This window comes from Campylobacter concisus, assembly GCF_015229965.1.
GTDB lineage: Bacteria > Campylobacterota > Campylobacteria > Campylobacterales > Campylobacteraceae > Campylobacter_A > Campylobacter_A concisus_BD.
Genome location: NZ_JAAKZB010000010.1, coordinates 40,470 through 67,119, shown reverse-complemented (window position 1 = coordinate 67,119; position 26,650 = coordinate 40,470). Strand labels below are relative to the sequence as shown.

General features: G+C 40.9%; 23 protein-coding genes and 1 pseudogene. 18 read left to right on the top strand and 6 right to left on the bottom strand.

What is annotated here, in order from left to right; all coding sequences use genetic code 11:
* Window positions 1-983, bottom strand: a 983-nt coding sequence (locus G6W43_RS05905; RefSeq protein ID WP_194169353.1) for an aminoacetone oxidase family FAD-binding enzyme, incomplete at its 3' end; no start/stop codon positions are given.
* Window positions 980-2,281 (bottom strand): MFS transporter, encoded by a 1,302-nt coding sequence (locus G6W43_RS05900; protein ID WP_194169352.1) that lies wholly within the window; start codon window positions 2,279-2,281, stop codon window positions 980-982. The genes G6W43_RS05905 and G6W43_RS05900, both read right to left, overlap by 4 nt.
* Window positions 2,282-2,393: 112 nt before the next feature.
* Between G6W43_RS05900 and G6W43_RS05895 the strand changes: the two genes are divergently transcribed.
* Window positions 2,394-3,035, top strand: a complete 642-nt coding sequence (locus G6W43_RS05895) for a non-canonical purine NTP pyrophosphatase (RefSeq protein ID WP_194169351.1) — start codon at window positions 2,394-2,396, stop codon at window positions 3,033-3,035.
* Here G6W43_RS05895 and G6W43_RS05890 read toward each other — a convergent pair.
* Entirely contained in the window at window positions 3,028-3,750 is a 723-nt protein-coding gene (locus G6W43_RS05890) for a tetratricopeptide repeat protein (RefSeq protein WP_194169350.1), read from the bottom strand. The two genes, G6W43_RS05895 and G6W43_RS05890, sit on opposite strands and share 8 nt — an antisense overlap.
* Before the next feature lie 93 nt (window positions 3,751-3,843).
* Between G6W43_RS05890 and G6W43_RS05885 the strand changes: the two genes are divergently transcribed.
* Window positions 3,844-5,055 carry a saccharopine dehydrogenase family protein gene (locus G6W43_RS05885; RefSeq protein ID WP_103581806.1) on the top strand — a complete coding sequence of 404 codons (1,212 nt, stop codon included), beginning with the start codon at window positions 3,844-3,846 and terminating at the stop codon, window positions 5,053-5,055.
* 354 nt (window positions 5,056-5,409) lie between these two features.
* Window positions 5,410-6,942: a DNA recombination protein RmuC gene (gene rmuC, locus G6W43_RS05880; RefSeq protein WP_149712474.1), complete on the top strand. Its 1,533-nt coding sequence runs from the start codon at window positions 5,410-5,412 to the stop codon at window positions 6,940-6,942.
* A gap of 53 nt (window positions 6,943-6,995) precedes the next feature.
* Here rmuC and G6W43_RS05875 read toward each other — a convergent pair whose 3' ends face one another.
* The 3 genes from G6W43_RS05875 to G6W43_RS05865 all read right to left on the bottom strand — a co-directional run bounded on the left by G6W43_RS05875 (window position 6,996) and on the right by G6W43_RS05865 (window position 10,112).
* On the bottom strand, window positions 6,996-7,601 hold the full coding sequence (locus G6W43_RS05875) for a DUF6803 family protein (protein ID WP_103617870.1): 606 nt from the start codon (window positions 7,599-7,601) through the stop codon (window positions 6,996-6,998).
* 131 nt (window positions 7,602-7,732) lie between these two features.
* Entirely contained in the window at window positions 7,733-8,446 is a 714-nt protein-coding gene (locus G6W43_RS05870; RefSeq protein ID WP_103617871.1) for a TorD/DmsD family molecular chaperone, read from the bottom strand.
* Window positions 8,439-10,112 (bottom strand): 4Fe-4S dicluster domain-containing protein, encoded by a 1,674-nt coding sequence (locus tag G6W43_RS05865; RefSeq protein WP_103617872.1) that lies wholly within the window; start codon window positions 10,110-10,112, stop codon window positions 8,439-8,441. Before G6W43_RS05865 ends, G6W43_RS05870 begins: the two co-directional genes overlap by 8 nt.
* 154 nt (window positions 10,113-10,266) lie before the next feature.
* Here G6W43_RS05865 and selA point away from each other — a divergent pair, with 154 nt between their 5' ends.
* From selA to G6W43_RS05790, 15 genes and pseudogenes are all read left to right on the top strand, one after another.
* Window positions 10,267-11,592 (top strand): L-seryl-tRNA(Sec) selenium transferase, encoded by a 1,326-nt coding sequence (selA, locus tag G6W43_RS05860; RefSeq protein ID WP_194169349.1) that lies wholly within the window; start codon window positions 10,267-10,269, stop codon window positions 11,590-11,592.
* Window positions 11,589-13,409, top strand: a complete 1,821-nt coding sequence (gene selB / locus G6W43_RS05855; RefSeq protein WP_194169348.1) for a selenocysteine-specific translation elongation factor — start codon at window positions 11,589-11,591, stop codon at window positions 13,407-13,409. Before selA ends, selB begins: the two co-directional genes overlap by 4 nt.
* 53 nt (window positions 13,410-13,462) lie before the next feature.
* Window positions 13,463-14,170, top strand: a complete 708-nt coding sequence (locus G6W43_RS05850; RefSeq protein ID WP_012001218.1) for a thioredoxin domain-containing protein — start codon at window positions 13,463-13,465, stop codon at window positions 14,168-14,170.
* A 280-nt stretch (window positions 14,171-14,450) separates the two neighbouring features.
* Window positions 14,451-14,657: a twin-arginine translocation signal domain-containing protein gene (locus G6W43_RS05845; RefSeq protein ID WP_004317725.1), complete on the top strand. Its 207-nt coding sequence runs from the start codon at window positions 14,451-14,453 to the stop codon at window positions 14,655-14,657.
* Between the two features lie 11 nt (window positions 14,658-14,668).
* Window positions 14,669-14,929 (top strand): annotated as a pseudogene (locus G6W43_RS10810) (hypothetical protein); the annotation flags it as partial.
* Complete coding sequence (locus tag G6W43_RS05835; RefSeq protein ID WP_342672223.1) at window positions 14,912-17,644, top strand: formate dehydrogenase subunit alpha; 2,733 nt, start codon at window positions 14,912-14,914, stop codon at window positions 17,642-17,644. The pseudogene G6W43_RS10810 and the gene G6W43_RS05835, both read left to right, overlap by 18 nt.
* A gap of 10 nt (window positions 17,645-17,654) precedes the next feature.
* On the top strand, window positions 17,655-18,215 hold the full coding sequence (fdh3B, locus tag G6W43_RS05830) for a formate dehydrogenase FDH3 subunit beta (RefSeq protein ID WP_021084543.1): 561 nt from the start codon (window positions 17,655-17,657) through the stop codon (window positions 18,213-18,215).
* Window positions 18,216-18,530: 315 nt separating this feature from the next.
* Window positions 18,531-20,474: an FTR1 family iron permease gene (locus tag G6W43_RS05825; protein ID WP_148789871.1), complete on the top strand. Its 1,944-nt coding sequence runs from the start codon at window positions 18,531-18,533 to the stop codon at window positions 20,472-20,474.
* Window positions 20,475-20,494: 20 nt separating this feature from the next.
* Window positions 20,495-21,016, top strand: coding sequence for an iron transporter (locus G6W43_RS05820; RefSeq protein WP_009294901.1), 522 nt, complete (start codon window positions 20,495-20,497; stop codon window positions 21,014-21,016).
* 51 nt (window positions 21,017-21,067) lie between these two features.
* A complete protein-coding gene (locus tag G6W43_RS05815) occupies window positions 21,068-22,447 on the top strand; it encodes a Fe-S-containing protein (protein ID WP_103607794.1) in 1,380 nt (459 codons plus the stop codon).
* Window positions 22,444-23,736: an ABC transporter permease gene (locus G6W43_RS05810; protein ID WP_103607795.1), complete on the top strand. Its 1,293-nt coding sequence runs from the start codon at window positions 22,444-22,446 to the stop codon at window positions 23,734-23,736. The genes G6W43_RS05815 and G6W43_RS05810 overlap by 4 nt, the downstream gene beginning before the upstream one ends.
* Window positions 23,723-24,865 carry an ABC transporter permease gene (locus tag G6W43_RS05805; RefSeq protein ID WP_103617881.1) on the top strand — a complete coding sequence of 381 codons (1,143 nt, stop codon included), beginning with the start codon at window positions 23,723-23,725 and terminating at the stop codon, window positions 24,863-24,865. The genes G6W43_RS05810 and G6W43_RS05805 overlap by 14 nt, the downstream gene beginning before the upstream one ends.
* Before the next feature lies 1 nt (window position 24,866).
* On the top strand, window positions 24,867-25,556 hold the full coding sequence (locus G6W43_RS05800) for an ABC transporter ATP-binding protein (protein WP_004317741.1): 690 nt from the start codon (window positions 24,867-24,869) through the stop codon (window positions 25,554-25,556).
* On the top strand, window positions 25,546-26,040 hold the full coding sequence (locus tag G6W43_RS05795; RefSeq protein WP_009294896.1) for a TlpA family protein disulfide reductase: 495 nt from the start codon (window positions 25,546-25,548) through the stop codon (window positions 26,038-26,040). Before G6W43_RS05800 ends, G6W43_RS05795 begins: the two co-directional genes overlap by 11 nt.
* Window positions 26,041-26,048: 8 nt before the next feature.
* Window positions 26,049-26,630 (top strand): hypothetical protein, encoded by a 582-nt coding sequence (locus G6W43_RS05790; protein ID WP_009294895.1) that lies wholly within the window; start codon window positions 26,049-26,051, stop codon window positions 26,628-26,630.
* Window positions 26,631-26,650 lie beyond the last annotated feature (20 nt).

Genomic DNA, 26,650 nt, shown 5'->3' with positions numbered 1-26,650 from the left:
TTTACGCCACCTTTTGTAACTTCAGCCCTTTCAAATCCAAATGTCCCAGCTGGGGCAAATTCATAAGCAAAAAGCCTTTTTATGATACTCTTTTCATCATCACTAAATTCATAATAAGCTCTATCTTCTAAGCCAAAATTTCTTAAAAACTCCAGCACAAATCTCTTTGGTAATGGCAAAACTGAGCTAAGCTGCTTTTTACCATTTACTAAATTTTTCTCATTAAATTTAGGCAAAAAATTTATGCAAATTCGCCCCTTTTGCCAAAAGAGTGAAGCGTTTAGTATCGCTGGACCACTTATGCCTCTATGCGTAAAAAGCACATCGCCGCTAAATTTATGGCTCTCGTTTTTGGTATTTATCACTACATCTGCACTTAGACTAATGCCACTAAGCTCTTTAAACCAAAACTCATCTTTTTGCACGCTAAAGCCAACAAGAGCAGGGGCAGGCATTAAGAGCTCAAGGCCAAATTCGCTAGCTATCTTGTAGCCAATATCGCTTGCGCCAAGGGCTTTGTAGCTTAGTCCGCCACTTGCAATGACTAAATTTCTAGCTCTAAATTTCTCATCTTTTGTCAAAATTTCAAAAATTTCATCTACTTTTTTAGCGCCAAGAACCTCTTTGTTATAAAAAATATCTGCATTTTGCCTTTTTAAAAGCAGGCTCAAAACGCTCTTTGCACCGCTATCACAGAAAAATTGATTTTGCTTTTGCTCGCTAAATTTAAGCTCACTAAAAAATTTCAAAACCTGATCAGGGCTTAGCACTTTTAAAATTTGCTCTATAAATTTCTGCTCGCCAAGGTAGTTTTTATTGCTTACAAAGCGGTTTGTGATGTTGCACCTGCCGCCTCCGCTTGCTAAGATCTTTTTGCCAGCGCTGCTGTTTTTTTCTAAAATGGCAACCTTTTTGCCCTTTAAATTTGCCCCTAAAAAGAGCCCGCTAGCGCCAGCACCAACGATGATGACGTCGTAGATCAAAACTTCAAGCTCTCTTTTAAAGCCGCCTCGCTTGTTAGGCGAGAGTCAAATTTGATCACTTGATTTTTCTCGTTTTTATAATAATCCACCACGCCTTTTTGGCTGTTTAGAAGCTCTAAATTTAAGCTCGCTTCTGGGCTTAGGTAGATATTTTTAAAAATTCTTGGATCACTCAAGCTAAATAGCAAAACAAGCCAGATCACACAAAGTACCACGCAGACGATGGCAAGCACTTTAAAGTCAAAGGTGTGCATGATGTATCCGCCAAACGCGCCTCCAACAAAGCTTCCAAAGTAGCCAAATGAGTTAAAGATGCCAAGAGCGGTGCCTTTTTGTGAGGATTTTACAAATTTGGTCGCGGTTGATTGCATGATGGGCTCGTGAAGGTTAAAACCTATAAAAAATATCGCGATGCCAACCACAAAGATAAATTTCGTAAAGCTAAGGGCAAAAGTGGCGTAGGTTAGGGCAAAAAGCAGCGTGCCAGCTATCAAGATGACCTTGCTAAGCCCCTTGCCATCGCCCAGCGCGCCAGCTAGCCCCATAGCCAAAAAGCCAAGCACAGCGCCAAGCGTATAGACCTTGTAAAGCTCGCCACTTTCGTAGCCATACTCTTTTACTAAAACGATCGGGATCACCAAAAATGCGATGCTTGTGAGCATTTTTTGCATGAAAGAGGTGAAATTTATGATCATATAGTCTTTTTGCAAAAAGAGCTTGCCAAATGGCACCTTTTCAGCCTTTGCGCTCACTTTTATCTCTTTTGGCACGACGGTGTAGAGTAGCACGACGCAAAGCATGCTAAGAGCGGCGCTTAGATAAAAGAGGCTTGAAAGTCCGAAATTTCTAGCAAGAAGCGGTCCAAGCACCATCGAAAGCGTGAAGCTAAGCCCTATAAAAGCGCCCATGATCGCCATAGCTTTTGAGCGGTTTTCTTCAGCCACAAAGTCACTTATCATCGCTGTTGCCACGGCTCCCACGGCTCCCACGCCTTGTAAAAATCTACCAAATAGCATCGTGTAAATTTCACTTGCCAGCGCGCAGACGATAGAGCCAGCCACAAATATCAAAAGACCGATGGTTAGGGCTTTTTTGCGGCCGATCTTATCTGAGAGAGCGCCAAAAGGCACTTGAAATATCATCTGTGAGATCGCATAGACGCCTACTATTAGCCCCACTAAAAACTCATTTGCGCCGCTTAAATTTAGCGCGTAAAGGCTAAGAACTGGTAGGACTATGAAAAGCCCAAAAAATCTGCTGGCTACGATAAAAGATAGTGGCAAAACGCTTTTTAACATAAATTTTCCCTTATTTTTAAAAGGACTAAGTTTATCATTTTAACACTAATTTAAATTTAAAAATTTAATCTACTTTTATGTAAAATACGCCCAAAAATCAAGGAGTTTTGCGATGAAAATCGTGCTTGCGACATCAAATTTAGACAAAGTAAAAGAGATAAAAGAGTTTTTAAAAGGCTATGAAATTTACGCTCTGAGTGAGGTTGTAAAGCCATTTGAGATAGTTGAAGATGGCAGCAGCTTTCAAGAAAACGCGCTCATAAAGTCAAAAGCGGTTTTTGCAAAGCTTAAAGAGCAAGGATTTGATAGTGAGTTTATCGCGCTTAGCGATGATAGTGGCATCAGCGTGGATGCACTTGGTGGTGAGCCAGGGATCTACTCGGCGCGCTACTTTGACCTTGATAAAAATGGTAAAGTGTGCGGCAAAAACGCAAATGACGCAAACAACAGAGCAAAGCTAATTGGCAAGCTAAAGGCGCTAAATTTAAAGAGCTCTCCAGCTCACTACACCGCCTGTATCGCTATTAGCTCAAAATTTGGCGACTACACGACGCATGGCTTTATGTATGGTGAGGCGATAGACGAGGAGCGCGGCACAAACGGCTTTGGCTACGACGCACTCTTTATCCCAGATGGCTTTACAAAGACGCTTGGCGAGCTAAATAACGAGACAAAGCTCAAAATTTCTCACCGCTCAAAGGGGCTAGAGCTTGCAAATTTCGTGCTAAAAAGCCTAAAGAAAAACTTTAGTTAAGCTCCTTTAGCCCCTTGCTGGCTCGCTCCAAAAGACCAAGCGCGCGAGGGTTTTGCTCTTTACCTTTTAAAATTTCAAGCACTTCTTTGTAGTTTTTGGCGGCTTGATCTTTTCCATCAAGCTTTGCTAGGTCGTTAGCGACCTCTATTAAAAGCTCTGATCGCACAAGCTCGTTATTGCTTAGATCTGGCGTGATATCAAGTAAATTTAACGCTAAAATGTGGTTTTCGTAGGCTTTTGCAAAGTCATTTTTCATGTAGTAGGTGCTGCCGATGGACTTTATGCAAAGCAGCTCGTCGCGCATTGGGGCATTTGGCGTGACGTCATAAATTTTTTGAGCTTCTTGAAAATTGGCAAGCGCCTCGTCGTATTTGCCTAGCGCCTTTTTTGCTGCGCCTATGTTTTGATAAGAGCGTGCTAGTAGCAGTTTGTCACTAACGTTTGCCGCGAGCTCTAGGGCTTTTTGCGAGAGCTCTAGTGCCTTTTGAGGCTCTTTATTTACCATGCAAATGCTGGCGCCATTTATTAGCGAAGTGATCGCCTGCTCGGTGTTGCCCTCTTTTAAGCAGACATCAGTCGCTTGCTCGGCTAAATTTATAGCTCTCTCCAAATTTCTATCACTTTTATAAAACTCATTTACGCTTTCTTGCACTAGCTCGTCGCAGCTACTTGCAAAGAGGCAAATAGGCACTAAAAATGGCAAAATTTTATTCATCTTTTTACCTTTAAAATTTGGCTCATTTTACCTTTTGAAGCTAGAAATTTATATTAACTTTGCTAAAATCACTAAAATTTTAAGGAGCCAAAAATGTCAAATATCTTAATCATCGGAGCAGGCGGCGTTAGCCAAGTCGCAACCGTAAAATGTGCGATGAACTCGGACGTTTTTACAAATATCACCCTTGCAAGCCGCACAAAAAGCAAGTGCGACGCGATCGCTAAATTTATAAAAGATCGCCTTGGCGTGCAGATAAACACTGCGCAGATCGATGCTGACGACACAGCGGCCGTGGTGGAGCTCATCAAACAAACAAAGGCTGATTTGCTTCTAAATGTCGCGCTGCCGTATCAGGACCTAACTCTCATGGACGCTTGCGTAAAGGCTGGCATACCTTACATCGACACCGCAAACTACGAGCACCCAGACACCGCAAAATTTGAGTATAAGCTTCAGTGGGCGAAGGATGGTGACTTCAAAAACGCTGGCACCATGGCGCTTCTTGGCTCTGGCTTTGACCCAGGCGTGACAAACGTATTTTGCGCTTATGCACAGCAAAATTTATTTGACGAGATCCACGAGATCGACATCCTTGACTGCAACGCAGGCGATCACGGCTATCCGTTCGCGACAAATTTCAATCCAGAGATAAATTTACGCGAAGTTAGCGCAAATGGCCGCTACTGGGAGGCTGGCAAGTGGATCGAGACAAAGCCTATGGAGATCATGTTTAAGTGGGACTACCCAAAAGTAGGCGTAAAAGACAGCTATCTGCTCTATCACGAGGAGCTAGAAAGCTTAGTTAAAAACATCAAAGGACTAAAGAGAATTCGCTTTTTTATGACCTTTGGACAAAGCTACCTAACACACATGAAGTGCCTAGAAAACGTGGGAATGCTCCGCATCGACGAGGTCGAGCATAACGGCATGAAAATCGTGCCGATACAGTTTTTAAAGACGCTTCTGCCTGATCCTGCAAGCCTTGGCCCACGCACAAAAGGCAAAACAAACATCGGCTGTGTGATACGTGGTCTAAAAGATGGCAAAGAGCGCCAAGTCTATATCTACAACGTCTGCGACCACGAGGCTTGCTACGCCGAGACAGGCGCGCAGGCTGTTAGCTACACCACAGGCGTGCCAGCGATGATAGGCTCGATGATGGTGGCAAAAGGCATCTGGAGCGGCAAAGGCGTCTTTAACATGGAGAATTTTGACGCAAAACCTTTCATGGACGAGCTAAATAAGCAGGGGTTGCCGTGGGAGGTAATCGAAATGAAACCCGGAGAGAGATACGAAGTTTAAAATTTTTAGACTTGTCTTGTGAGTGTCTTTTGCGGAGCTTGAAATTTTCACCCTTCGACAGACTATTTGTCTAGTCTCGGGATGAAAATTTCTTTGCAATCCCAAAATTCATCTCACGATACTTCGTCAGAGACTTTGTGGTATTTAAATTTAATAACACTAAATCGAATTTCGCCTCGTCTAAGCGAAAAATACTTCGCCTAAATTTATTAAATTTTTAACCTTGCTTTACTGCGACTGGACATATTTGTAAAGTAAAATTTACCTCTCCTATTTTGTCACAAGCTTATTCCTTTCACAACTCTTTTACAAATTTTCAAATATAATAAAGCCAAAATTTAAAAGGAAATTTTAGTGCTAACGATAGAAAATTTATACATTTTGGTGGCAGCTCTTGCGCTTGTTTGCGTTATCTTGGCAGCTTTTTTGATAAATGCAAATTTGAAAAATGCAAAACAAAGAGAAGCTTTAGAAAATTTACAAGATGAGCTAAAAGATAGCGAGCGGCTAAATATCGAGCAAAGAGCAAAGCTTGAAGCAAATAACGACAAGATAGATGAGCTAGCTAAAAATTTAGACGAGTATAAAATTTCACTCAAGCAAAAAGATAAAAAAGAGGACGAGCTAGAGCGTGAGCTAAGGCGCTTAAACGAGGAGCTTGGCAGTCAGACAAAGATGGCTGAGATGGCAAAGACGCTATCTTTAAATTTACAAAACGAGCTTGGCGCAAAAGAGGATGAACTAAAAAGATCAAACGAGAGTGAAAACGAGCTAAAACGCGCTATCGTCGCACTAAAAAGCGAGATCGAGGCCAAAGAAAACATCCTAAGATCGCAAGAAGAGAATTTAAAAAAGGTAAAAAACGAGCTAAATTTAGAGTTTGCAAACCTTGCAAATAAGATATTTGAAGAAAAAAGTGCAAATTTCTCAAAAAACAGCAAAGAGTCGCTTGAGCTCTTGCTAACGCCACTTGGAGAGAAGATAACAAGCTTTGAAAAGAGGGTAAATGACGCCCACAGCGACTCGCAAAAGAGCGCAGGCGAGCTTAGTGCGCAGCTAAAAGAGGTGGTCGAGCTTGGCAAAAATATGTCAAAAGAGGCAAACTCGCTAAGCACAGCGCTAAAAGGCAGCAACAAGGTCCTTGGCAACTGGGGCGAGATGCAGCTTGAGCGCACACTGGAGGCTGCTGGGCTAGAAAAGGGCACGCACTACACTACGCAAGAGAGTTTTGACGTGAGCGGCAAAAAGCTCATACCTGACTTTGTCATAAATTTCCCAGACGACAAACAGATGATAATAGACAGCAAAGTCTCACTCCATGCCTACGAAAAGGCAGTAGCGGCGGCCGATCTAGCCCAGAGTAAAATCGCCCTTGGCGAGCACATCGCCTCAATAAAAAAGCACATCGACGAGCTAGCTAAAAAAGACTATTCATCGCTTGTGAAAAGCCCTGATTTTGTGCTGATGTTTGTGCCAGTTGAGCCGGCATTTTTGGAGGCTTTGAAATTTGATCCAAATTTATTTAACTATGGCTACGAGAAAAAAGTGGTGCTAGTCTCGCACACGACGCTCATGCCGCTACTTCGTGTGGTGGCAAATTTATGGCGCATGGAAAATGGCAACAAAGAGGCAAAAGAGATATTAAAGAGCGCGAATGAAATTTATGAGAAATTTTGCACCGTCGCTGATAAGCTAAATAGGCTTGGAAACTCGGTGAGATCGGTAAATGATAACTTCAATGAGGTCGTTAAAAGTGTGAGCGGTCAAGGTGGGCTTGATAGCAGGCTGGAGAAATTTAAAAAGATCGCTCTAAATCCCAAAGATACGCAGGTAAAAGAGCTTGAAGCAAGACCTAGGGAGATCTTGCTAGCTAGCTCGAAAGAGTAAATTTAGAAATTTAGAGCAAAAGTTTTTTAGCAGGCGCCAAAAAGCCTTTAAATTTAGTGGTTCATGTGCATATTAGTTGAGTTATCTTCACTCATCTGTTGCATATTCATCATCATCTTGTGGTGATCATGCATTGGCATATCTGCTGGCATGTTCATCGGCATATTCATCTGCATATCCATCGCGCTATTTTCAGTCTTATAGCCTGTTATGGTAGGATCAACCATGCCAAATATCATAGCGACGTGTCCTACGATCAAGAAAAATATGAGCAGGCAAAAGTGAAGCTTTAGCTTTGCTTTTTGGCTTGCGTTTTTATAGATCAAATTTAGCTCCAAAAGTGCGATACCAAGAAGTGGGATGACGCCGATGAGATATGAGTAGATAGCGATGACATCGGCATATCCGCGCCATTTTATGGTTGGATAAATTTTTGCTAAAAAGTAGATCACAAGAGCTGTAAAATAGACCCCAAGCACTATGCCAACAAATTTGCTAACGGCCTTAAAGCCAGCGTTTTTGCCGCTATCCATGTGATACATCGTAAAAAACTCCATCGCCACTAAAAGCTCCGCAAGCCCCATAGGTATCACCATGTAGAGGATTAGATTGTAAGGCTGATCGAGCGATAAAAGCTCCATGTAGTGTGTCATTACCATTGTAAATCCTTTGTAAAAATTTAAAGAAATTTACCACCAAAGGGCTAAGATAGTTAAAAAATATCAAGAATAGTTGTGAGATTTAAGCGGATATTAAATTTACTCCTAGCTAGGCTAAGAGTAAATTTAGGCTAGTCTTTAAACTCGTGTGAGATGACTGGAGAGAATTCCTCCCAGTGAAGCTTGGTTTTGATTGTTGGCATCTTGCTTTGAAATGGCTCTTTTTTAAGAGCTGCCATAGCGACGCTATCGCCTTGTGGTTTGGCTGGCGCTTCTACGCTTAAAACGGCTCTTTCAAGCTCGATGAAGTCTTTTAAAATGAGCGCATAGGAGCGGAAGAAATTTGCATTTTTATGAGCTAAAAGTAGCGAGCCAAACTCATCTACAAATAAATTTAAAGTCTCGCTAAAAAGCTTGTCGCTGATATTTTTTGCGCCGTTAAATTCATCACTTAAAAATGTTGCCATCGCTAAAAATATAAAGCCAACATAGTCCTCGCTATCCTTGCAAATCTCCTTATCACGCCTATATGGGCTAAGCTTTAGGCAGTGTATCACCCTAAGTCTAGCCGCGCCGTTATCTCTACCCTCTTCATAAAATGAGGCGCTTAAAGGGATATTTGTAAAGCCAAAAAGAACGTCATTTTGCTCATTTACAAGCTCATCAAAGCTAAATTTATCTAAATTTGCAAACGCCTCTGCACTTTGCTCGCTCAAAGGATTTTGCGCTAGGTAGCTAAGCTGCTCTTTCCATCTCGCAAACCCCTCATCACTGGTGTGAAAAAAGAGTGGATACGCCAAAAATTCGTAAAAATATGACCTTGCTTTTATGATGTTTTTATCCATTTAATAAATCCTCTCTCATTGCATTTAGCTGGGCTTGCACCATGATCTTTGCCTTGCAGTCAGCGCAGCAGTAAAGTGACTTGATCTTGGCTCTGTCGTTGCCAAATCTTGGCTGCATGATCGCTGCGATCTTCTCGACTGCTTTTTTAGTAGCAAACTCTTTTCCGCACTCTACGCAGGCAAATAGCTCGTCGTGTGCAAGCTCGCTATAAACGAAGCTCTCAGGCTTAAGTGCTAGCTTGCCAACCTCAAGCGAGATGGTGTTTTTCTCAGCGCAGCTTAGCTCGCAGTAGCCACAGGCGGTGCAGACGCTTGGGTTAAATAAAATCGAATTTGTCTTCTTGTCAGCCACCAAAGCGCTTACGTTACAAGCGCCAACACAGCTAAGGCAGAGCGTGCAAGTTTCAGCGTTTATCTTAACCTCGCCATATCTTATCATCTCGCCGCTTTTTACCACGCCAAGATCGTCACTACCTACGATAAACTCAAGCCTTTTGGCAAAAATTTCTCTCTTTGGCAGTGCGTATTCGTTGATTGAGTGCTGTGAGCCCTCTATTAGTTTAGCTTTTTTAAGCGCGATTTCAAGCTCAGCCTTGTCTTTTGCGTGGTGTATCGCACTCTCTTTAAATTTAAGCTCATAAATTTGATTTACTATGCTAATGGCGTCTTTTTCGCCCTTGCTAAGGTTCTTGCTGTATAAAATGACACTTGCTCCGCTTTCTTGAAGAAGTGTTAAAAAGTGCGTTTGGCTTAGCAGATGTGGGGCTAGGATGACAAAAGGTAGGACATTTTGCGGTAGGCTCACGTTAAGCTCTTCTAAATTTATCTCTTCAGATACGATGAGAGCGATCTTATCTTTGTAAAGCTTAGCGATAGTGGCAAACGAGCTTTGTGGCATGAGCGTTGAGTCTAGTGAGCCACTAGGGCAGACGCTGATGCAGTTTCCGCAGTTTGTGCAATCTATCGCTGAAAAGACAAGGTGCTTTGTCTCGTCCTCTTTTAAGATGGCAACCGTTGGGCAAACCTCGGCACAACGACCGCAAATTTCGGTCCTGCGCTCGTGATACTGGCAGATTGATGAGTCGTATTGCGTAAAGCTTTTGTATCTAAATTTTGGGCTTTTTGCATTTAAAATTTCAAGCACTTTTTCATCTTTTAGCCCTGAAATTTCATAGCAGCCGCTTTGCTTTAGCATATAATCCCTTGCGTTTTCAACCAAGAAAAAGTCGCAATCAACCTCAAATTCATCATTTGCTCTAAGCACCAAAACGCTTAGCTCGCCAGCAGCGCCATATATAAATTTAACCTCAAAGTGCGTAAGCTCTATCACTTTGTAGCCATTTTCTTTTAGTAAATTTGCTAGCTCTGCTCGGCCTGAGTTGCTTACTATCACAACATTTTTGCCGACCTCTTTTTCGTAATCCACATCCTTTGCCATATCAAAGGCGCTCGCTCTTGCCTCGTAGAGTAAAAGGGTATTTTTGGCTTTTTCTAAGACGCTTGCGGTGGTATTTTTAAGGTAGAAATTTATCTCAGGTGCGACGACATTTGCCTTTAGCTTTGGAGAGTTTGAGACTAGATAGTCGCCATTTTCGTTGTTGATCTCTATTTGCTCATTTAGCATCAAAGCATCGTCAAAATCGTTATAAAAGCCAAATTCTTTCATTGTTTCTCCTATTATCAAAAACGGGCTTATTCTAATATTAATGGGATTAATAGACTCTGAAATTTATATCCTCTTTTTTTGCTCTAAGTTTTAATTTATAATATTTTTATGTTAAAATCACGCCTTGGTAAAACTAACTTACTAGGAGCGCAAATTGAACGATTTAAGAAATATCCCACAAGTTGATAAGATCATAAAAAACGAAGCATTCTCAGGGCTTGATACGAGTTTAGTCACTATGCTTGCAAGGCAAATTTTAGATGAAGTTAGAGCTAAAATTCTAAATGAAAATGCAAGCTTTAGCAGCGAAGAGATAATAAATTTGATCCTAGATGAGTACTATAAATTTAATGAAGCTAGCCTTCAAAGGGTGCTAAATTTAACCGGTGTCACCATACATACAAACCTCGCTAGAAGCGTTATCGATAAAGAAATTTTAAAACGGGCAACACCTGTTATCACAGGATACTCAAACCTTGAATACAACCTAAAAACGGGCAGCCGCGGCAACAGATATGACTACGTTGGCTCGCTAATAGCAAGGGCATTTGGCTTTGAGGACGCCATCGTTGTAAATAACAACGCAAGCGCTGTATTTTTAGTGTTAAACACCTTTGCAAAGGGCAGGGAGGTGGTCGTTAGCAGAGGCGAGCTAGTCGAGATCGGCGGTAGTTTTAGAGTGCCTGAGGTGATGGCAAATGCAGGATGTATCTTAAAAGAGGTCGGCACTACAAACAAAACTAGGCTAAGAGACTACGAAGAGGCGATAAGTAATGAGACAGCGATGCTTGTAAAGGTTCATAGATCAAATTTTGACATCGTTGGGTTTAGCGAAGAGACCACGGCAAATGAACTAAACGAGCTAGCAAGCAGGCAAAATTTGATAGATTATTTTGATCTTGGCAGTGGATTTTACGGAAATTTACCATTTAATCTTGACAAAAACGAGCCAGATCTAAAAAATTTAAAAGATGTTTCGCTAGTTAGCTTTAGCGGCGATAAGCTGCTTGGTGCGGTGCAGTGTGGCATAATCGTCGGCAAAAAAGAGCTCATCGCAAAGCTTAGGAAAAACCAGCTTTTAAGGATGCTTCGTGTCGATAAAGTGATCATCTCGCTTTTGGCTGAGAGCATGAAAGCTTATCTAAACAAAGAATTTGAGCTAATCACAACGCAAAAACTGCTTCACAAAAGCGTAAAAGAGCTTGAAGGCTTAGCAAATTTTATAAATAAAAGCCTAAAAACTTTGCTTGAAATAGTGCGAACTTCTACCTTTGTGGGAGGTGGGGCGATGCCAAATAAAAAGCTGCCAAGTGTGGCTTTGGCATTTGGTGGCGACGCAAATTTAAACGAGCTAAAATTTAGGCAAAAAAAGGTGATCGGCCGCATAGAAAATGATAAATTTATACTCGATCTTAGATCACTTTTAGATGAGGACGTAGAAGTGCTAATAAAAATAATAAATGAAACGGAAGAAAAATGAGTTTAATAATAGGAACAGCAGGACATATCGACCACGGAAAAACCGCGCTTATAAAGGAGCTAAACGGCTTTGAGGGGGATAATCTTGAGGAGGAGAAAAAGCGTGGTATAACGATCGATCTAAGCTTTTCAAATTTAAGCAAAAATAGCGAAAATATCGCATTTATCGACGTGCCAGGGCATGAAAATCTCATAAAAACGATGATAAGTGGCGCGTATGGCTTTGACGCGTGCTTGTTTGTGGTGGCGGCAAATGACGGGCTTATGCCTCAAAGCTTGGAGCACCTTGAAATTTTAAATCTCCTTGGCGTGAAATCTGTGATCGTAGCGCTTACAAAGTGTGATCTCGTTGATATTGCCACCATAAATTTAAGAAAAAAAGAGATAAGAGATGAAATTTCTAAATTTAAAAACCTGCAAATTTTAGAAATTTTCGCCGTTAGTATAAAGGATAAGGCAAGCACCGATGAGCTTAGAAACTATCTCTTTACACTAAGAGCCAAAAAGCGCGATGAGGACGGCATTTTTAGATACTACATCGATAGGGTTTTTAGCCTAAAAGGTATCGGTAGCGTCGTAACTGGCACCGTCATAGAGGGAAGTGTGAGTAAAAATGAGAAGCTTTTAAACTATGACGCTGGCAAAGAGGTGCTAGTAAGAAGCGTGCAAAGTCACGATGAATTCGTAGAGCGCGCAGGTGTGAGCAGCCGTGTGGCGCTTAATCTAACTGGTATTGAGCTTAGCGAGCTAAAAAAGGGGCAACTACTTAGCAAAAAGGGCTTTTTTAGGGGATTTAGAGAGGTTGATGCGGTAGTAACTGCAAAAAATTTGATCCACTCTCAAAGCGTTACCTTTTGCGTGGGCGCTAAAAACGTGCCTGCAAAGGTGCTAATCCTTAGTCAAAAAGATGATAGCTACTTTGTGAGCTTTAAATTTCAAAGCGATATGTTTTTGAAATTTGACGAGGCCTTTGTTCTTATCTCAGACGCGCGTGTGATAGGTGGTGGTAGGGTGCTAAACCCTGTACTTGAGCCACTAAAAAAGGCTGGCAAAATTCTCTTTTTAGCCTCGCTTTTAAAGCATGATTTTGTTGAAGCCTTTTCTATACTTAAAGAAGCCCACAAAAATGGCTTTGGCATCATCTCTTCTTATCAAAGATTTGGTCTAAATCACGAAGAGGCTGTGGCAGTTGCTAAAAAAGTCTCAAACGTCTTTGTCGATGAAAAGGCTTTAAATATCTACGATCTAAGCGCGGTTGAGCGGATAAAATCAGCCATTAAATTTATGATAGAAAAAAATGAATTTGCTGTCTTTTCAGCTCAAAGTATCAGCCTAAAACTTGCTTGGGCTAGCCAAAATTTAGCCCAAAAAGCGCTTGATGAGCTTGAAAGTATAAATTTAATCGCAAAAGATAGTGGCGTCTATACCAAAAAAGGCGTTGATCTTAGCAAGTTAAAAGTAAGGCTTGAAGAGAAAATTTATGAAATTTTAGAAAGTGGTAAGCTTGCTCCAACTGCGCCATATAATATATATGATGATCTTGAGATCGATAGGGTTAGCGGCGATAATGCCCTTAAAAAACTAACCGCAATGGGCAGGGTCATAAGGCTGGAGCATAACCTTTTTATCACTAGAAATTCGCTAAAAATGGCACTTGATAAGCTAAGAGATATCATAAAAAATCAAGGCTTTGTAAATGTCACAAACGCCAAGGATGCGCTAAATTTAAGTAGAAAATATATAATCGCCTACCTTGAGCAGCTCGATCTTGAGAGTGACATAATGAAGCAAGGAAATGATAGGGTTTTTCGCAGTTAGTATTCATTTACAAAAAGCAAATATAATCCGCCAAATTTTTAAAAAGGATAAAAATGAAAAAAGTGATCTTAGCCTCAATCATCGCGGCAACTAGCCTAATGGCAGCAAGCGATAAGCAAATAGAGGACTTCTACTCTCAAATGGTTGATAGTAGCGTAAAAGTAAAGGTAGCTGATCGTCACAAAGTGGCAGGCGATATCGAAGCTGTCGTGGTAAAACTAAGCAAAGATGGCAACTCACAAGATGAGATAGTTTTTACAATAGGTGACTTCATCTTCCCAGACGTGATCGATCTAAAAGAGCAAAAATCATACCTTGCTGAAGTGAAAAAAGAGGTCATCGCAAAGGGAATTTCTAAAATTTATAAAGATGAGGACAAGGCAAACATCATCGTTCTTGGTAGTGACCCTAAAAAGCCAACTATCATAATGTTTTCAGACCCAGAGTGCCCATACTGCAGAGCTGAGCTAGCAAAGATCGAGACAACGCTAAAAGATAGCAACGTTGAGATCGTCCTAACTCCAGTACATGATGTCTCATCACTTCAAAAAAGCTCACTAATCTACAAAGATGCAAAAGCTGCTAAGAGTGACAGTGATAAGGTTAAAATTTTAAGAAAATACTACGCTGAAGACTACAATGTAGATGATAAGAGCGTTAGTAAAGAAGATGTCGCAAAGATCGATAATCTACGCAAAAAATATTTTGCAGCTGGCGTTAGATCAGTGCCATTTATCGTAAATAAAAGCGATCTAAAATAACATTTTCTAGGGAGCTCTCCCTAGAATTTCTACTACAAATAAATTTTATAAATTTAAAGTATATTTAACTATATTTTTAATAAATACTTAACATTCTTAATTAAACTTTTATATTTACTTTGCTTAACTTAGAAATATGCTAAATTTACATAGTTTAACTTTAGGGCGCTAAAATGCCCTAAAATAGGCTATTTGCGATATTTTAGAATTTTAAAATATGCAAATTTTACATATCAATGAACCAAATTTCTCAAAAATTTTTGAGGCATAAGGAGAAAAAATGCAAGGATCAAGAAGAGATTTTCTCAAAAAATCTCTAAAAGTCGGTGCTGCCAGCGGAGTACTCGCAGTCTCAGCCGTAGCAAAAGTGACTAGCGATGACTTGGCTCCTGATGACAATGGCGTTGTCGTAGGCAAGTCTAACAAAAAAGAGGTGCTTTATAAAAAAAGCAAAAACTGGGAAACCTACTATAAAATCGCATACTAAGGGAGAAAACCATGAGTGATGCACGTATAGGAAGACGTTCATTTTTAAAGCTAGCCGCACTAGGTGCTGGCACTACAATGGCTTTTGGACAAAATGATACGATAAGACACGCTAGCGCGGAAGAGATAAAAGATCCTTTCCCTGGCTCAAAAAAGGTTAGAACTATTTGTTCTATATGCTCAGCAGGCTGTGGTATCGAAGCTGAGGTACAAGATGGCGTTTGGGTTCGTCAAGATATGGCGATGTTTCACCCGATATCTCAAGGCTCACACTGCTCAAAAGGTATCGATCAGATCGACCTTACACACAGCAAACAACGCATCAAATATCCTATGAAAAAAGTTGATGGCAAATGGCAGAGAATTTCATGGGATCAAGCTGTAAATGAGATCGGCGATAAGATGCTTCAGATCCGCAAAGAAGATGGTCCTGATAGCGTTATATTCTTAGGATCTGCGAAATTTAACAACGAGCAAGCATATTACTTTAGAAAATTTGCTGCGTTTTGGGGCACAAACAGCAACGACCACGTAGCAAGAATTTGACATAGCGCAACAGTCGCCGGTGTGGCGAATACTTGGGGTTATGGCGCAATGACAAACCACTTTGGAGATATGGCTGCAAATTCAAAATGTATATTTATAATAGGTGCAAACCCAGCTGTGGCAAACCCAGTTGGCGGTATGAAGCACACTTTGCAAGCAAAAGATAGAAACAACGCAAAGGTGATCGTAGCTGATCCAAATTTTACAAAATCAGCCGCACACGCTGATCTATACCTAAGACAAAGATCAGGCACTGATATAGCACTTGTTTATGGCCTTATCCATATCATCTTAAAAAATGGCTGGGAAGATAAAGAATTTATAAAAAATAGAACTTACGGCATCGACGAGATAGCAAAAGAGGCTGAGCACTGGACACCAGAGGTCACATCTGACGTTACAGGCGTGCCAGTTGATAAGCTGATAGAGGCTGCAAATATCCTAGCTCATACAAAACCAGGTACTGTGGTCTGGGCACTTGGCATCACTCAGCACTCAGTTGGTAGCTCAAATACGAGAATTTTACCTATCCTTCAACTAATCCTAGGCAACATGGGCAAACCAGGTGGCGGCTGTAACATCATCCGTGGTCACGACAACGTTCAAGGCTCAACCGACATGTGTAACCTCTCAGATAGCTTGCCGATGTATTACGGACTAACTGACGCGGCTTGGAAGTATTACTGCCAAGGCTGGGGTGTTGATTATGACGAGTTTGTAAAACGCTTTGCAGTCTCAACTAAAGAGCCAAAACAAGGCGGCACACCAGTTAAAAACACTGTTTTTGAAGAGTATTACTACCACGATCCTAAAAATCCAGAGGATAGAAACTGGAGAAATGAAAAAGGCTGGTCGCTTTCAAAATGGTGGCAAGGTGTCTTAAAAGAGGAAAATACCTTTAGCAGCGGCGCATTAAGGGTTCTTTGGGTTCAAGGAACTGGCCTTACATCTATGGCACACCTAGCTAAAATTCAAGAAGCAGCTTCAAAACTAGATATGATCGTAGTTGCTGAGCCATTTGTAAATGAAATTTCTATCCTTTCAGATAGAAAAGATGGCGTTTATATCTTGCCAGTGGCAACTGCCTTTGAAAACGAAGGTCACCTAAACGCTACAAACCGCTCAGGTCAGTGGAGAACAAAAGTCGTTGATCCACTTTATGAGAGCAAGGGCGATCACGAAGTAATGTTTGCATTTGCTAAGAAATTTGGCTTTTACGATGAATATGTAAAAGGCATGAAGATGGCTGTTGTAGATAGAGAGCTAAAACAAGTAAAAGATGACTTTGTATGGCCAGATGATGCGACAAATGAGATAGCAAGGGTTGGAAATTCTATCGGTTATGGCGGCAGAACTGCTGAGATGTTTAGACGTCACCAAGCAAACTGGGATAAATTTGACCCAGATACGTTAATAGGTCTTGGTGGCGAAGTAAAAGGCGAGTACTACGGCAAGCCATGGCCAGCATGGGATGAAAAACACCCTGGCACACCGATACTTTACGATATGAGCAAGTCTTATGCAGAGGGCGGCTCTGGCTTTAGAAACCGCTTTGGCTTAGAGCATAACGGCGTTAGTCAGCTAGCTAGCGAAGAGAGCACACTTGTTGGCTCAGCCATAAAAGGTGGCTACCCACAAATAACTAAAGATAATATAGAAAAAGTCCTAGGCATCACTCTAACAGAAGAAGAAAAAGCTAAGATAGGACCTAGCTGGAGCATGGACTACAGCGGTATCATCTTAGAAAAATGCCGTGAAAAAGGGGTCGTGCCATATGGTAACGCAAGAGCTAGAGCTATCGTTTGGGAGTTTCTTGATCCTATCCCAAAACATAGAGAGCCTATCCACTCACCACGCTGGGATCTTGTCCAAAAGTATCCGACATTTGATGATCAAGCTAGAAATTTCCGTGTTTCTACTAAATTTAAGTCAGAGCAACAAGCAAAAGACTGGTCAAAAGAATTCCCTATCGTATTTAGCACGCAACGCGTCGTAAATTTAAGTGGTGCAGGAATGATCGAAAGAACAAGTAAATATCTCTCAGCCATCACACCTGAGATGTTTGCTAACGTCCATCCTGAGCTTGCTTTAAAATACGGCATAAAAGATCGCGATATGATGTGGATCCACAGCCCACAAGGCACGAAGATCAAAGTAAGATGCTACCACAGCTATATGGTAACTCCAGATAGAATTTGTATGCCTTACAACTTCGCTGGCGTTATGCAAGGTGTCGATCTCTCAGCTCGCTACCCAGAGGGCACTAAGCCTTATGTTATCGGCGAGAGCTTTAACACAGTTACAAACTACGGATTTGACCCTGTTACTCAAATTTCAGAATTTAACGCAGGTCTTTGCCGCATAGAAAAAGCTGAAGAGAACACCTTTAAAACGTCGTTTTATCACGAGTATGGCGAAAGAGACGCCCTAGGTAAAGAGTAAGGAGAGAAAAATGGCAAGAATGAAATTTTTTGTAGATACTAATAGATGTATCAGCTGCTTTGGATGTCAAGTCGCCTGCTCTTCTGCTCATGAGCTTCCAGTAGGAATTTATAGAAGAAAGGTTATCACGCTTCACGATGGTATCGAGGGCAAAGAGGTATCAACTACTATCGCGTGCCAGCACTGCACCGACGCGCCTTGCGAGCAAGTTTGTCCGGTTGATTGCTTCTACATTAGAGCTGATGGCATCGTGCTTCACGATAAACACAAGTGCATAGGCTGTGGATACTGCTTATATGCTTGTCCATTTGGTGCGCCACAGTTCCCTAAAGATGGGGCATTTGGCGTAAAAGGCGTAATGGATAAATGTACTATGTGCGCAGGCGGTCCAGAGCCAACTAACTCACACGAGGAGAGAGAGCTTTACGGTCAAAATAGAATGGCTGAGGGTAAAGTGCCTATGTGTGCGGCTATCTGCTCTACAAACGCGCTTTTAGTTGGCGACGCTGCTGAGGTTTCAAATGTATATCGCAAACGCGTTATGCTAAGAAATACAGGACTAAACGTATAACACTAAGGAGGGCGCTTGCTCTCCTTTTAAATTTATAAAATTTAAATTATTTTTATGATTTTTATAATCTAAAATTTCATCAATAATTTTTCTTATCTATTGAAATTAGCAAAAATATATAACTTTTTTATCTCGATATGAAATTTTACTCTAACCCTCTAAAGCCCTAAATTTACGTAAAGTTGATTATTAGATTGTAAAAAATATTATTTATACTTTCAATTTACATTCTTTTATGATAATCGTTTTTATTTTAATCAAAGTAAAGCATTGGTAATATTTCACTTTAAAATAATCTCACAGGTGGTTTAACTAATGAATAAATTTTTTAAATTTATGCTTATCATGCTACTGCCTATCTGGCTTGTAGCAAAAAATGACGACTACACACAAGTCGCAGCTCAGATAAAAGAGTCATTACAAAAGGTAATAACAGAGTATAGAGCTGGCAACGTCGAGCAAGCAGTTAGCGATACTCAAAATGCTTATTTTGGTCTGTTTGAAGATGTCGAAGCTGGCATCAGAATAAATTTAGGTCAGAAAAAAGCTTACTCTATGGAGAAGCAGTTTGGCGAGATCAGAAAGGCGATAAAAGCTGGCGAAGCACCAGATGATGTGCAAAAAAGAATAGATCAGATAAATAGCGAAATCGCTGAAGTTTTGCCAGTTATTTTAAATGGACATAAGCTTGTTGGTGAGTATTCAGACAGCCCAGCACAAGCTGCTGCAAGTGGCTATGACATTTCTAAATTTATCCCTGAGTGGAAGGTAGCATTTGAAAATTTATCAGCTACTTTGGATAAAGCCATAGCAAGCTACGAGAGCGATAAACAAGATGATGCTAAAAATTCTATCCAAGATGCTAAATTTAATGATTATAGAAACACTCAACTTGAAATCGCCATTCGCCAATATATAGAAAATGGCAAAAGCATAGATGCTGACATCCAAAGAAAGATGGGTGAAGCGATCAGTGGCATCACAAATGGCATAAGCAAAGATGACTTTAAAGTAAAGCTAGAAGAGATCAAAAAGTTAGCTTATGATGCCGTTGCAAAACTTCCAGCTGAAACAGTAAAACTAGCAAAAGTTGATATGAGTAGTGCAGCATCTAGCGATAGCAGCGAAGATAGTGGCACAGACTACACTCAAACTGTTAAAAACATAAATGACAAAATTCAAGCAGCCATCGCGCTTTACAAAGGTGGCAATAGCGCTAAAGCTATGGGCGATATCCAAGACATCTACTTTGATGAGTTTGAAGGTAGCGGTATGGAGAACAAAGTAGGTGCGATAGATGTAAATTTAAAAACAGCTATCGAAGCTACATTTGGTAACCTTGTAGCCCTTATGAAATCAGGTGCAGACGAAAAAACACTTGAAGAGAGTGCAAGCAAGATGTCATCTCAGCTAGCAGCTGCACTTGAGAAAACTAGCGGTTCAAGCTCACCTTGGACGCTATTTATCTGGGCGCTAACTATCATCTTAAGAGAGGGTTTTGAAGCTCTTATTATCGTTGCAGCCGTCGTTGCATATCTTGTAAAAACTGGCAATGCAAAAGCTATGGGCAAGGTTGTATATAGCTCAGTTGGCGTAGCTGTCATCTTAAGCTTTGTCATGGCTTGGATAATGAACGTCATCTTTGGCGAGGCAGCAGGTCAAAAAAGAGAGCTTATGGAAGGCATCACGATGCTTGTTGCTGTGGGACTTCTATTTTATGTTGGCTTCTGGCTTCTTTCAAATGCTGGCGCTAAAAAATGGAACGACTATATCAAATCTCACGTATCTGAGTCTATCTCAAGTGGCTCAAGCACAGCGCTTTGGTGGACTGTATTTTTAGCGGTATTTAGAGAGGGCGCTGAGACAGTGCTATTTTATCAAGCGCTTATCTTTGATGCAAAAGACTCAGCTGGCTACTTAATGATCGCAGCTGGCTTTGTTGTAGGTCTTATCGTTCTTTTGATAGTCTATTTCTTATTTAAAATTTTCGCTATTAAAATTCCTATTAAGCCATTTTTTATATTTACATCAGCTATCATCTTTTACATGTCGATCGTCTTTGTTGGCAAGGGCGTTGGCGAGCTAGTTGAGGGCAAAATTTTCATCCCAACTATCATAAAAGGACTAAATTTTCCTGACTGGATGAGAGACTGGCTAGGACTTATGCCATATTACGAGAGTTTAATACCTCAAATCATTATGGTGCTTGCCCTAATTATAGGTATCGTTATCATGAAATCAAAACAAAATAAAAACTAATCTTATTAAAAGGAGAGGAAATGAATAAAATTCTTAGTTCAGCTCTAGCACTTAGTCTAGCAGCTGGTTTTGCACTTGCTGGAGAGCACCCAATCGGCGAGCCTGTAGAGGCTAATGGTATGGAGATAGCTGCTGTTTATCTTGAGCCAATCGACATGGAGCCAAAAGGCGTTGATCTAGCTCCAAGCTTGGCTGATCTTCACTTAGAAGCTGACATCCACGCTGTAAAAGGCAACAAAAACGGCTTTGGCGAAGGCGAGTGGATCCCATACCTAAAGATCAACTATGAGCTAAAAAACCTTGATAATGGTAAAACTAAAAAAGGTACATTTATGCCAATGGTTGCAAGCGATGGCCCACACTACGGTGCTAACGTAAAAATGGATACAGGCGTTGGTAACTATGAGCTTAAATTCCACATCGACAATCCAGAAAAACAAGGCTTTGGTCGCCACGCTGACAAAGAGACTGGTGTTGGTAAATGGTTTGAGCCTTTCACAACAACTTATAAATTTCAATGGACAGGTGGTCCTGTTAAATAATCACTTTGGGGCGTTCTCGCCCCTTTTTAAAAATTCTCATAGGGTTTAGTTATGTCAATTTACTTCTATCAGGTCTTTTTAGCCCTCCTTGGATTTACGCTTTTTGCTGCCTTAAATAACAATGGCAAAAGTTTAAAAACGATCTTTTTACCGTCATTTCTTGGCGTTGTTGCTGGTGTGCTTATCTTTAAAGCTGCTCGTCATGCGCTTGTTGATGATCAGTTTAAAATTTTCATAGATTCTGTGACACTAGTTTTTTTACTAATTAGCATTTTATGGATATTTTTCGAGCTTAAGATAGCAAAAATCGTAACGTTTTCTATTTTAGGCATCGGCTTTGGCTTTGGCTATAGCTCAAGTAGCGCTTTGTTCCCGTTATTTGGTGGCGAACTGCTTGACACGCTTTCAGTCATAAGCTTCTTTTTGATGATCTTTGCGATGATCTTGATACTATTTTTATTTTTCTTCATTTCAAATTTAAAAGCAAGCATACCATCATCAATAGCTAAAATTTTAGCTCTTATCACATTAGTATTTTTACTAGTTGATAGAAGCTCACAAACTGCACTTGAGCTTTTGCGTGCAGGCGCTTTAAAGATAAGTAGCGAGCTAAATTCTCAAATTTTATCTATCAGCGCAAAAGGCATCTACGTCACAGAATTTAGTGCCTATTTTTACATAGTAGTGATCCTACTTTTATGTATCATCGCGCTTTGCTTTATGCCAAAAAGTATCGATAAGAGCACGTTTGGCTCTATCAAATACCGCTTTACAAAAGCTATTAGGGAAAATGTCTTTGACAATGCAAAATTTGCATTTTGTAGCGTTTTAATAGCGCTTGGATTTTCACTTTATTTTGATCTTTACGCATCTCGCCCACCTCAAATTTCAGAGCCGATCTTGGTTGAGCCAGTGGGAGATAAATTTATATTTGATGTTGATATGTTAAAAGATAATGAACTTCACAGATTTGCCTACATCACAGATGAGGGCAAACAGATAAGATTTTTCTTGCTAAACCGTTTTAGTGACCGCCCATCTCCAGTCATCGTCTTTGACTCGTGCATGATCTGCGGCGACATGGGCTATATCAAGAAAGGAAACGACCTTATCTGCATCTCTTGTAATGTCAGAATTTTCTTGCCGTCAGTTGGTAAAGAGGGCGGTTGTAACCCGATCCCTATGGCATTTACCTTTGATGGTAAAAATATCATAGTTGATTATAAAACGATCGTCGCAGGGGCAAACTACTTTAGCAAGGTCGTCGAAAAGATGGTGCTTGACCCAGTTAGTCGCAAAAAGGTGAGCAATCTTGATTCAAGATCATATTTATACTACGGACGCACATACTTCTTTGAGAGCAACGAAACTCAGGCGAAATTTGAAGCAAATCCAGAAAAATATGTAGAAACAAATGGAACGTTAAAATGAAAAATATGCAACTAAGAATGATAAAAAGCTCGATCACTGGCTCAAAGGTGCAAAAGACGATGGCGTTTATCACCATCTTACTAGCTGCTCTTTTGATAGCTTGCATGCTAAATATCACGCTAAAAATCGGCGATCAAGTGGCAAGCGAGCTTAGAGGATATGGCTCAAATATCGTCGTTTTGCCACGCGGTGAGAGCCTGAGCATCGAGATCGAGGGTAAAAATTTCACCCCACTAAAATCACAAAATTTACTCCCAGAGGCTGATATCTACAAGATAAAAGAGATCTTTTGGCGAAATAACATCGTCGCTTTTGCTCCATTTTTAGAGGCAAAGGTAAAAGACGCTAAGGGCGATGAGTTTAGCTTTGAGGGGACATATTTTGATAAAAATATCGGACTAAAAGACGAGCCAGAATTTAGCACAGGCGTTAAGAGCTTGTATGGATTTTGGGGTGTTGAGGGCGCTTGGCCAAAAGATGAAAGCATGGATGAAATTTTAGTAGGAGATGAGCTTGCTAAGGCTAAAAATTTAAAAGTTGGTGACAAGCTTAGCCTTGTAGGCAAAAATGGCACAAAAGAGGCTAGCGTGGTTGGCATCTTAAAAGGGGCAAGCGATGAGGCACATAAGCTAATAGGCTCGCTCAAACTTGCTGGCGATCTCTCAGGACACGCTGGCTCATACACAAAAGCTGAGGTCTCAGCCATGACGATCCCAGAAAACGACCTATCGCTAAAAGCAAGAAGAAATTTAGACAATCTTGATAGCGCAGAGTACGACAAATGGTACTGCTCAGCCTATGCAGGATCTATCGCATTTCAGATAGAAGAAAATTTACCAAACGTTAGCGCAAAGGCAAGCCTTCAAGTAAGTGATGCTGAGAGTAATATCGTAAAGAAAATTCAAAGCCTAATGGGCATCGTTAGTATCATCGCTCTTGTGGTCTCAGCTATTGGCATAACGTCGCTAATGACAAGTGAAATTTACCGCCGCAAAAAAGAGATCGGCCTTTTAAAAGCCATAGGCGCAAGTAACTTTGAAATTTACGCCCTTTTTGCTAGCGAGAGCCTTGTGGTTGCCTTTTTTGCAGGCATCACGGGAGCATTTTTAGGATACGCGCTAAGCTACGTGATGTCTTACATCATCTTCTCTCACGGCATAGGCATAGCATGGATCGTGCTGCCAATTAGCGTGGCATTTGCCTTGCTCATCTCAGTCGTTGGCTCGCTAATGCCAATGAGAAACGTCATAAATTTACTACCTGCGGAGGTGCTATATGACCGCAAATAGCAAATTCTTTTACAACCTGATCTACAAAAGCCTAAAAAATGGCTCATCAAGGGTTATGGTCATCGTCATCTCGATCTTACTTGGAGCGTGCGTGTGCGCGGCATTTGTCAATGTCTATTTGGACATCGACTCAAAGGTCTCACGCGAGCTAAAAACTTATGGTGCAAATATGATCTTTGCTCCAAAAGATATGGCGACAAGTGATGATATGAGTGAAAAAACTTATAATGAAATGATCGCTAAAGTGCCAAAAGATAAGCTTTTAGGCGAGAGCGGTTATCTCTTTGCTCAGGCAAATATCGGTCCAACAAATGCCATCGTAATGGGGACAAAATTTAGCAATCTAAAAAAGGTTAAGCCGTTTTTAGATGTTAGAGATGGAACTATGATAAATGTCGATTTTGACGATAAAAACGTGCTAATAGGCGTCGATCTTGCTCGTCAAGCTGGCTTTAAAGCAGGCGATGATATAGAAATTCGTGCCATTGGCTCAAATGAGAGCATAAATGTAAAGATAAAAGGCGTAGTGGCAAGTGGCGATAAAGAGGACGCTCTTTTGATCACGTCACTATCTTTGGCTCAGAAAATTTCAAACAAAGTTGGCAAGACAAACTATGCTGAAGCTGTTGTGCTTGGAAATTTTGACGAGATAACATCACTTGCAAAGACTATAAGCAACGATGAAATAGTCGCAAAACCAGTGGCAAAGGTCTCAAAGTCTGAGGGCTATATCTTAGAGAAGATCAAACTTCTAATGGCTCTTGTCAGCCTTGTCATCTTGCTTATCACTTCAATGTGCGTAAATACAACGCTTAGTGCTATCTTGCTCTCTCGATCACGTGAGATCGCACTTCTTAGAGCCATAGGCGCAAGCAAAAAAGACGTGCTAAGGCTGTTTGGCTTTGAAACATTTGTGACAGCGCTCATCTCAGCGTTAGTCGGAGCGTTTTTAGGTTATCTACTAGCTCAAATTTTAGGTTATGCGATATTTGATTCTAGTATTGATTTTAGAATTCTAAGCATCCCAGTAGCTGTGGTCATATCACTTCTTTTTGCAGCGATCGCAGCGTTTTACCCGATTAAGCGGGCACTTAATAACAAAATGGCAGATACACTAAGAGGAGAATGATATGCAAAATGCACTAGAACTTAAAAATATTTGTAAAATTTTTGGCGATGTAAAAGCACTTGATGATATAAGTTTTGAGGTTAAAAAAGGCGAGTGGGTCAGCGTCATGGGGCCAAGTGGTAGTGGTAAGAGTACGCTTGTAAATATCCTTTCTCTAATGGATACTCCAAGTAGTGGCGTTTATATGCTTGGCGGCGATGATGCGAGCAACCTAAATGCCGATGATACGCTTAAATTTAGACGTGAAAAGATCGGACTTGTCTTTCAGCAGTTTCACCTAGTGCCGTATCTTAGCGCGCTTGAAAACGTGATGATAGCGCAGTATTATCACAGCTCAGTCGATGAAGAGGATGCTAAAAAGGCGCTTGAGGCAGTTGGCCTCTCTCACAGGCTAACGCACAGACCAAGTCAGCTAAGTGGTGGCGAGCAGCAACGCCTTTGTATCGCGCGCTCGCTCATAAACGACCCTGAAATTTTAATAGCAGATGAGCCAACTGGTAACCTTGACGAGGCAAATGAGAGGATCATACTTGATCTATTTTGTAAGCTAAGAAAAGAGGGCAAAACGATACTTCTAGTCACGCACAACCCAGATCTTGGTGAGTATGGCGATAAGATCGTCTATCTAAGACACGGCAAACTAGAGAAGATCCGCACTATCGAAAATCCAAAGGTGCCAAATGCGATATAAAATTTTACTTTTATGCCTAGTCTCAGCCCTAGTTTTGGGCTGCGTCAAGCAGTATGAGAAGCACCACATCACTCTAAATGACTCAAGTGGCATCGATACGCAGTTTTTCCCTACCGAAAAGCGCCTAAAGATAGGCGATAAGCCATATATGCTCTTTTTCTTTGGCACGGACTGCGGAGTGTGCAAGGCTGCGATCCCTGATCTAAACGCACTTGAAAAAGAGTATGGCAAAGAGGTTCAGTTCATTGGCATTTTAGGGCCTAGTAAGGGCTTTGATAAGGATATCGAAATCTTAAAAGAGCACAACATCACCTTTAAAACTACAAGCGACAAGGTCTCAGTGGATTACTTCAGCAAGGCAGTTGGTGGCGTTATGGGCGTGCCAGTTATCTATTTTTTTGATAAAGATGGTAAGATGCGATCAAAATTTATCGGTCTTACACCAAAAAGTGTGCTTGAAGGTGCTATAAGATCGCTCTTATAGGAGTGAAGATGAGAAATTTCTTTTTATTTGTTCTGGCGGTGTTTTTTGTCGGATGTGCTAGCAGCACGCCAAATATCTCAGTAAAAACGAGTGATCCGATCTTTTTTACGCTTGGAGAAGCAAACAAAAGCGTATATGTAAATTTTAAAAATAGTGCGACTGGACAAGATGTAAATGCTGAAATTTTAAGCGAATTTGCAAAGGCTGGCTTTAGAAATGAGCCAAATATCAAAAATGCCGACTTCATCATCCTTGGCGATGTGCAAAGCTTTTCTAGGACAACCAAAAGAGATCCTAGATTTTCAATGGGCATGGGATATGGATTCGGCAGACCAAGTTTTGGCTTTGGCTACTCGATGTTTTTCCCGTTTGATTATGATGATTATGATGACGACTTTAGCACAAACAGCTATGCTTACTACATGCAAGTAAGCGTGCTAGTGCGCCCAAAAGATGGCGGTGAGAAAGCGACAAATATCTCGCTCATGCAAGCTGGCAATGTCTATTCGCCAAGCTACATCTGGCCATTTTTCAAAGAGCGCCTAGCAAAACAGATCGTTAGCTTTTTTTATAACGTCTCACAAAGGTAGAGAAATTTATCTAAAGCTAG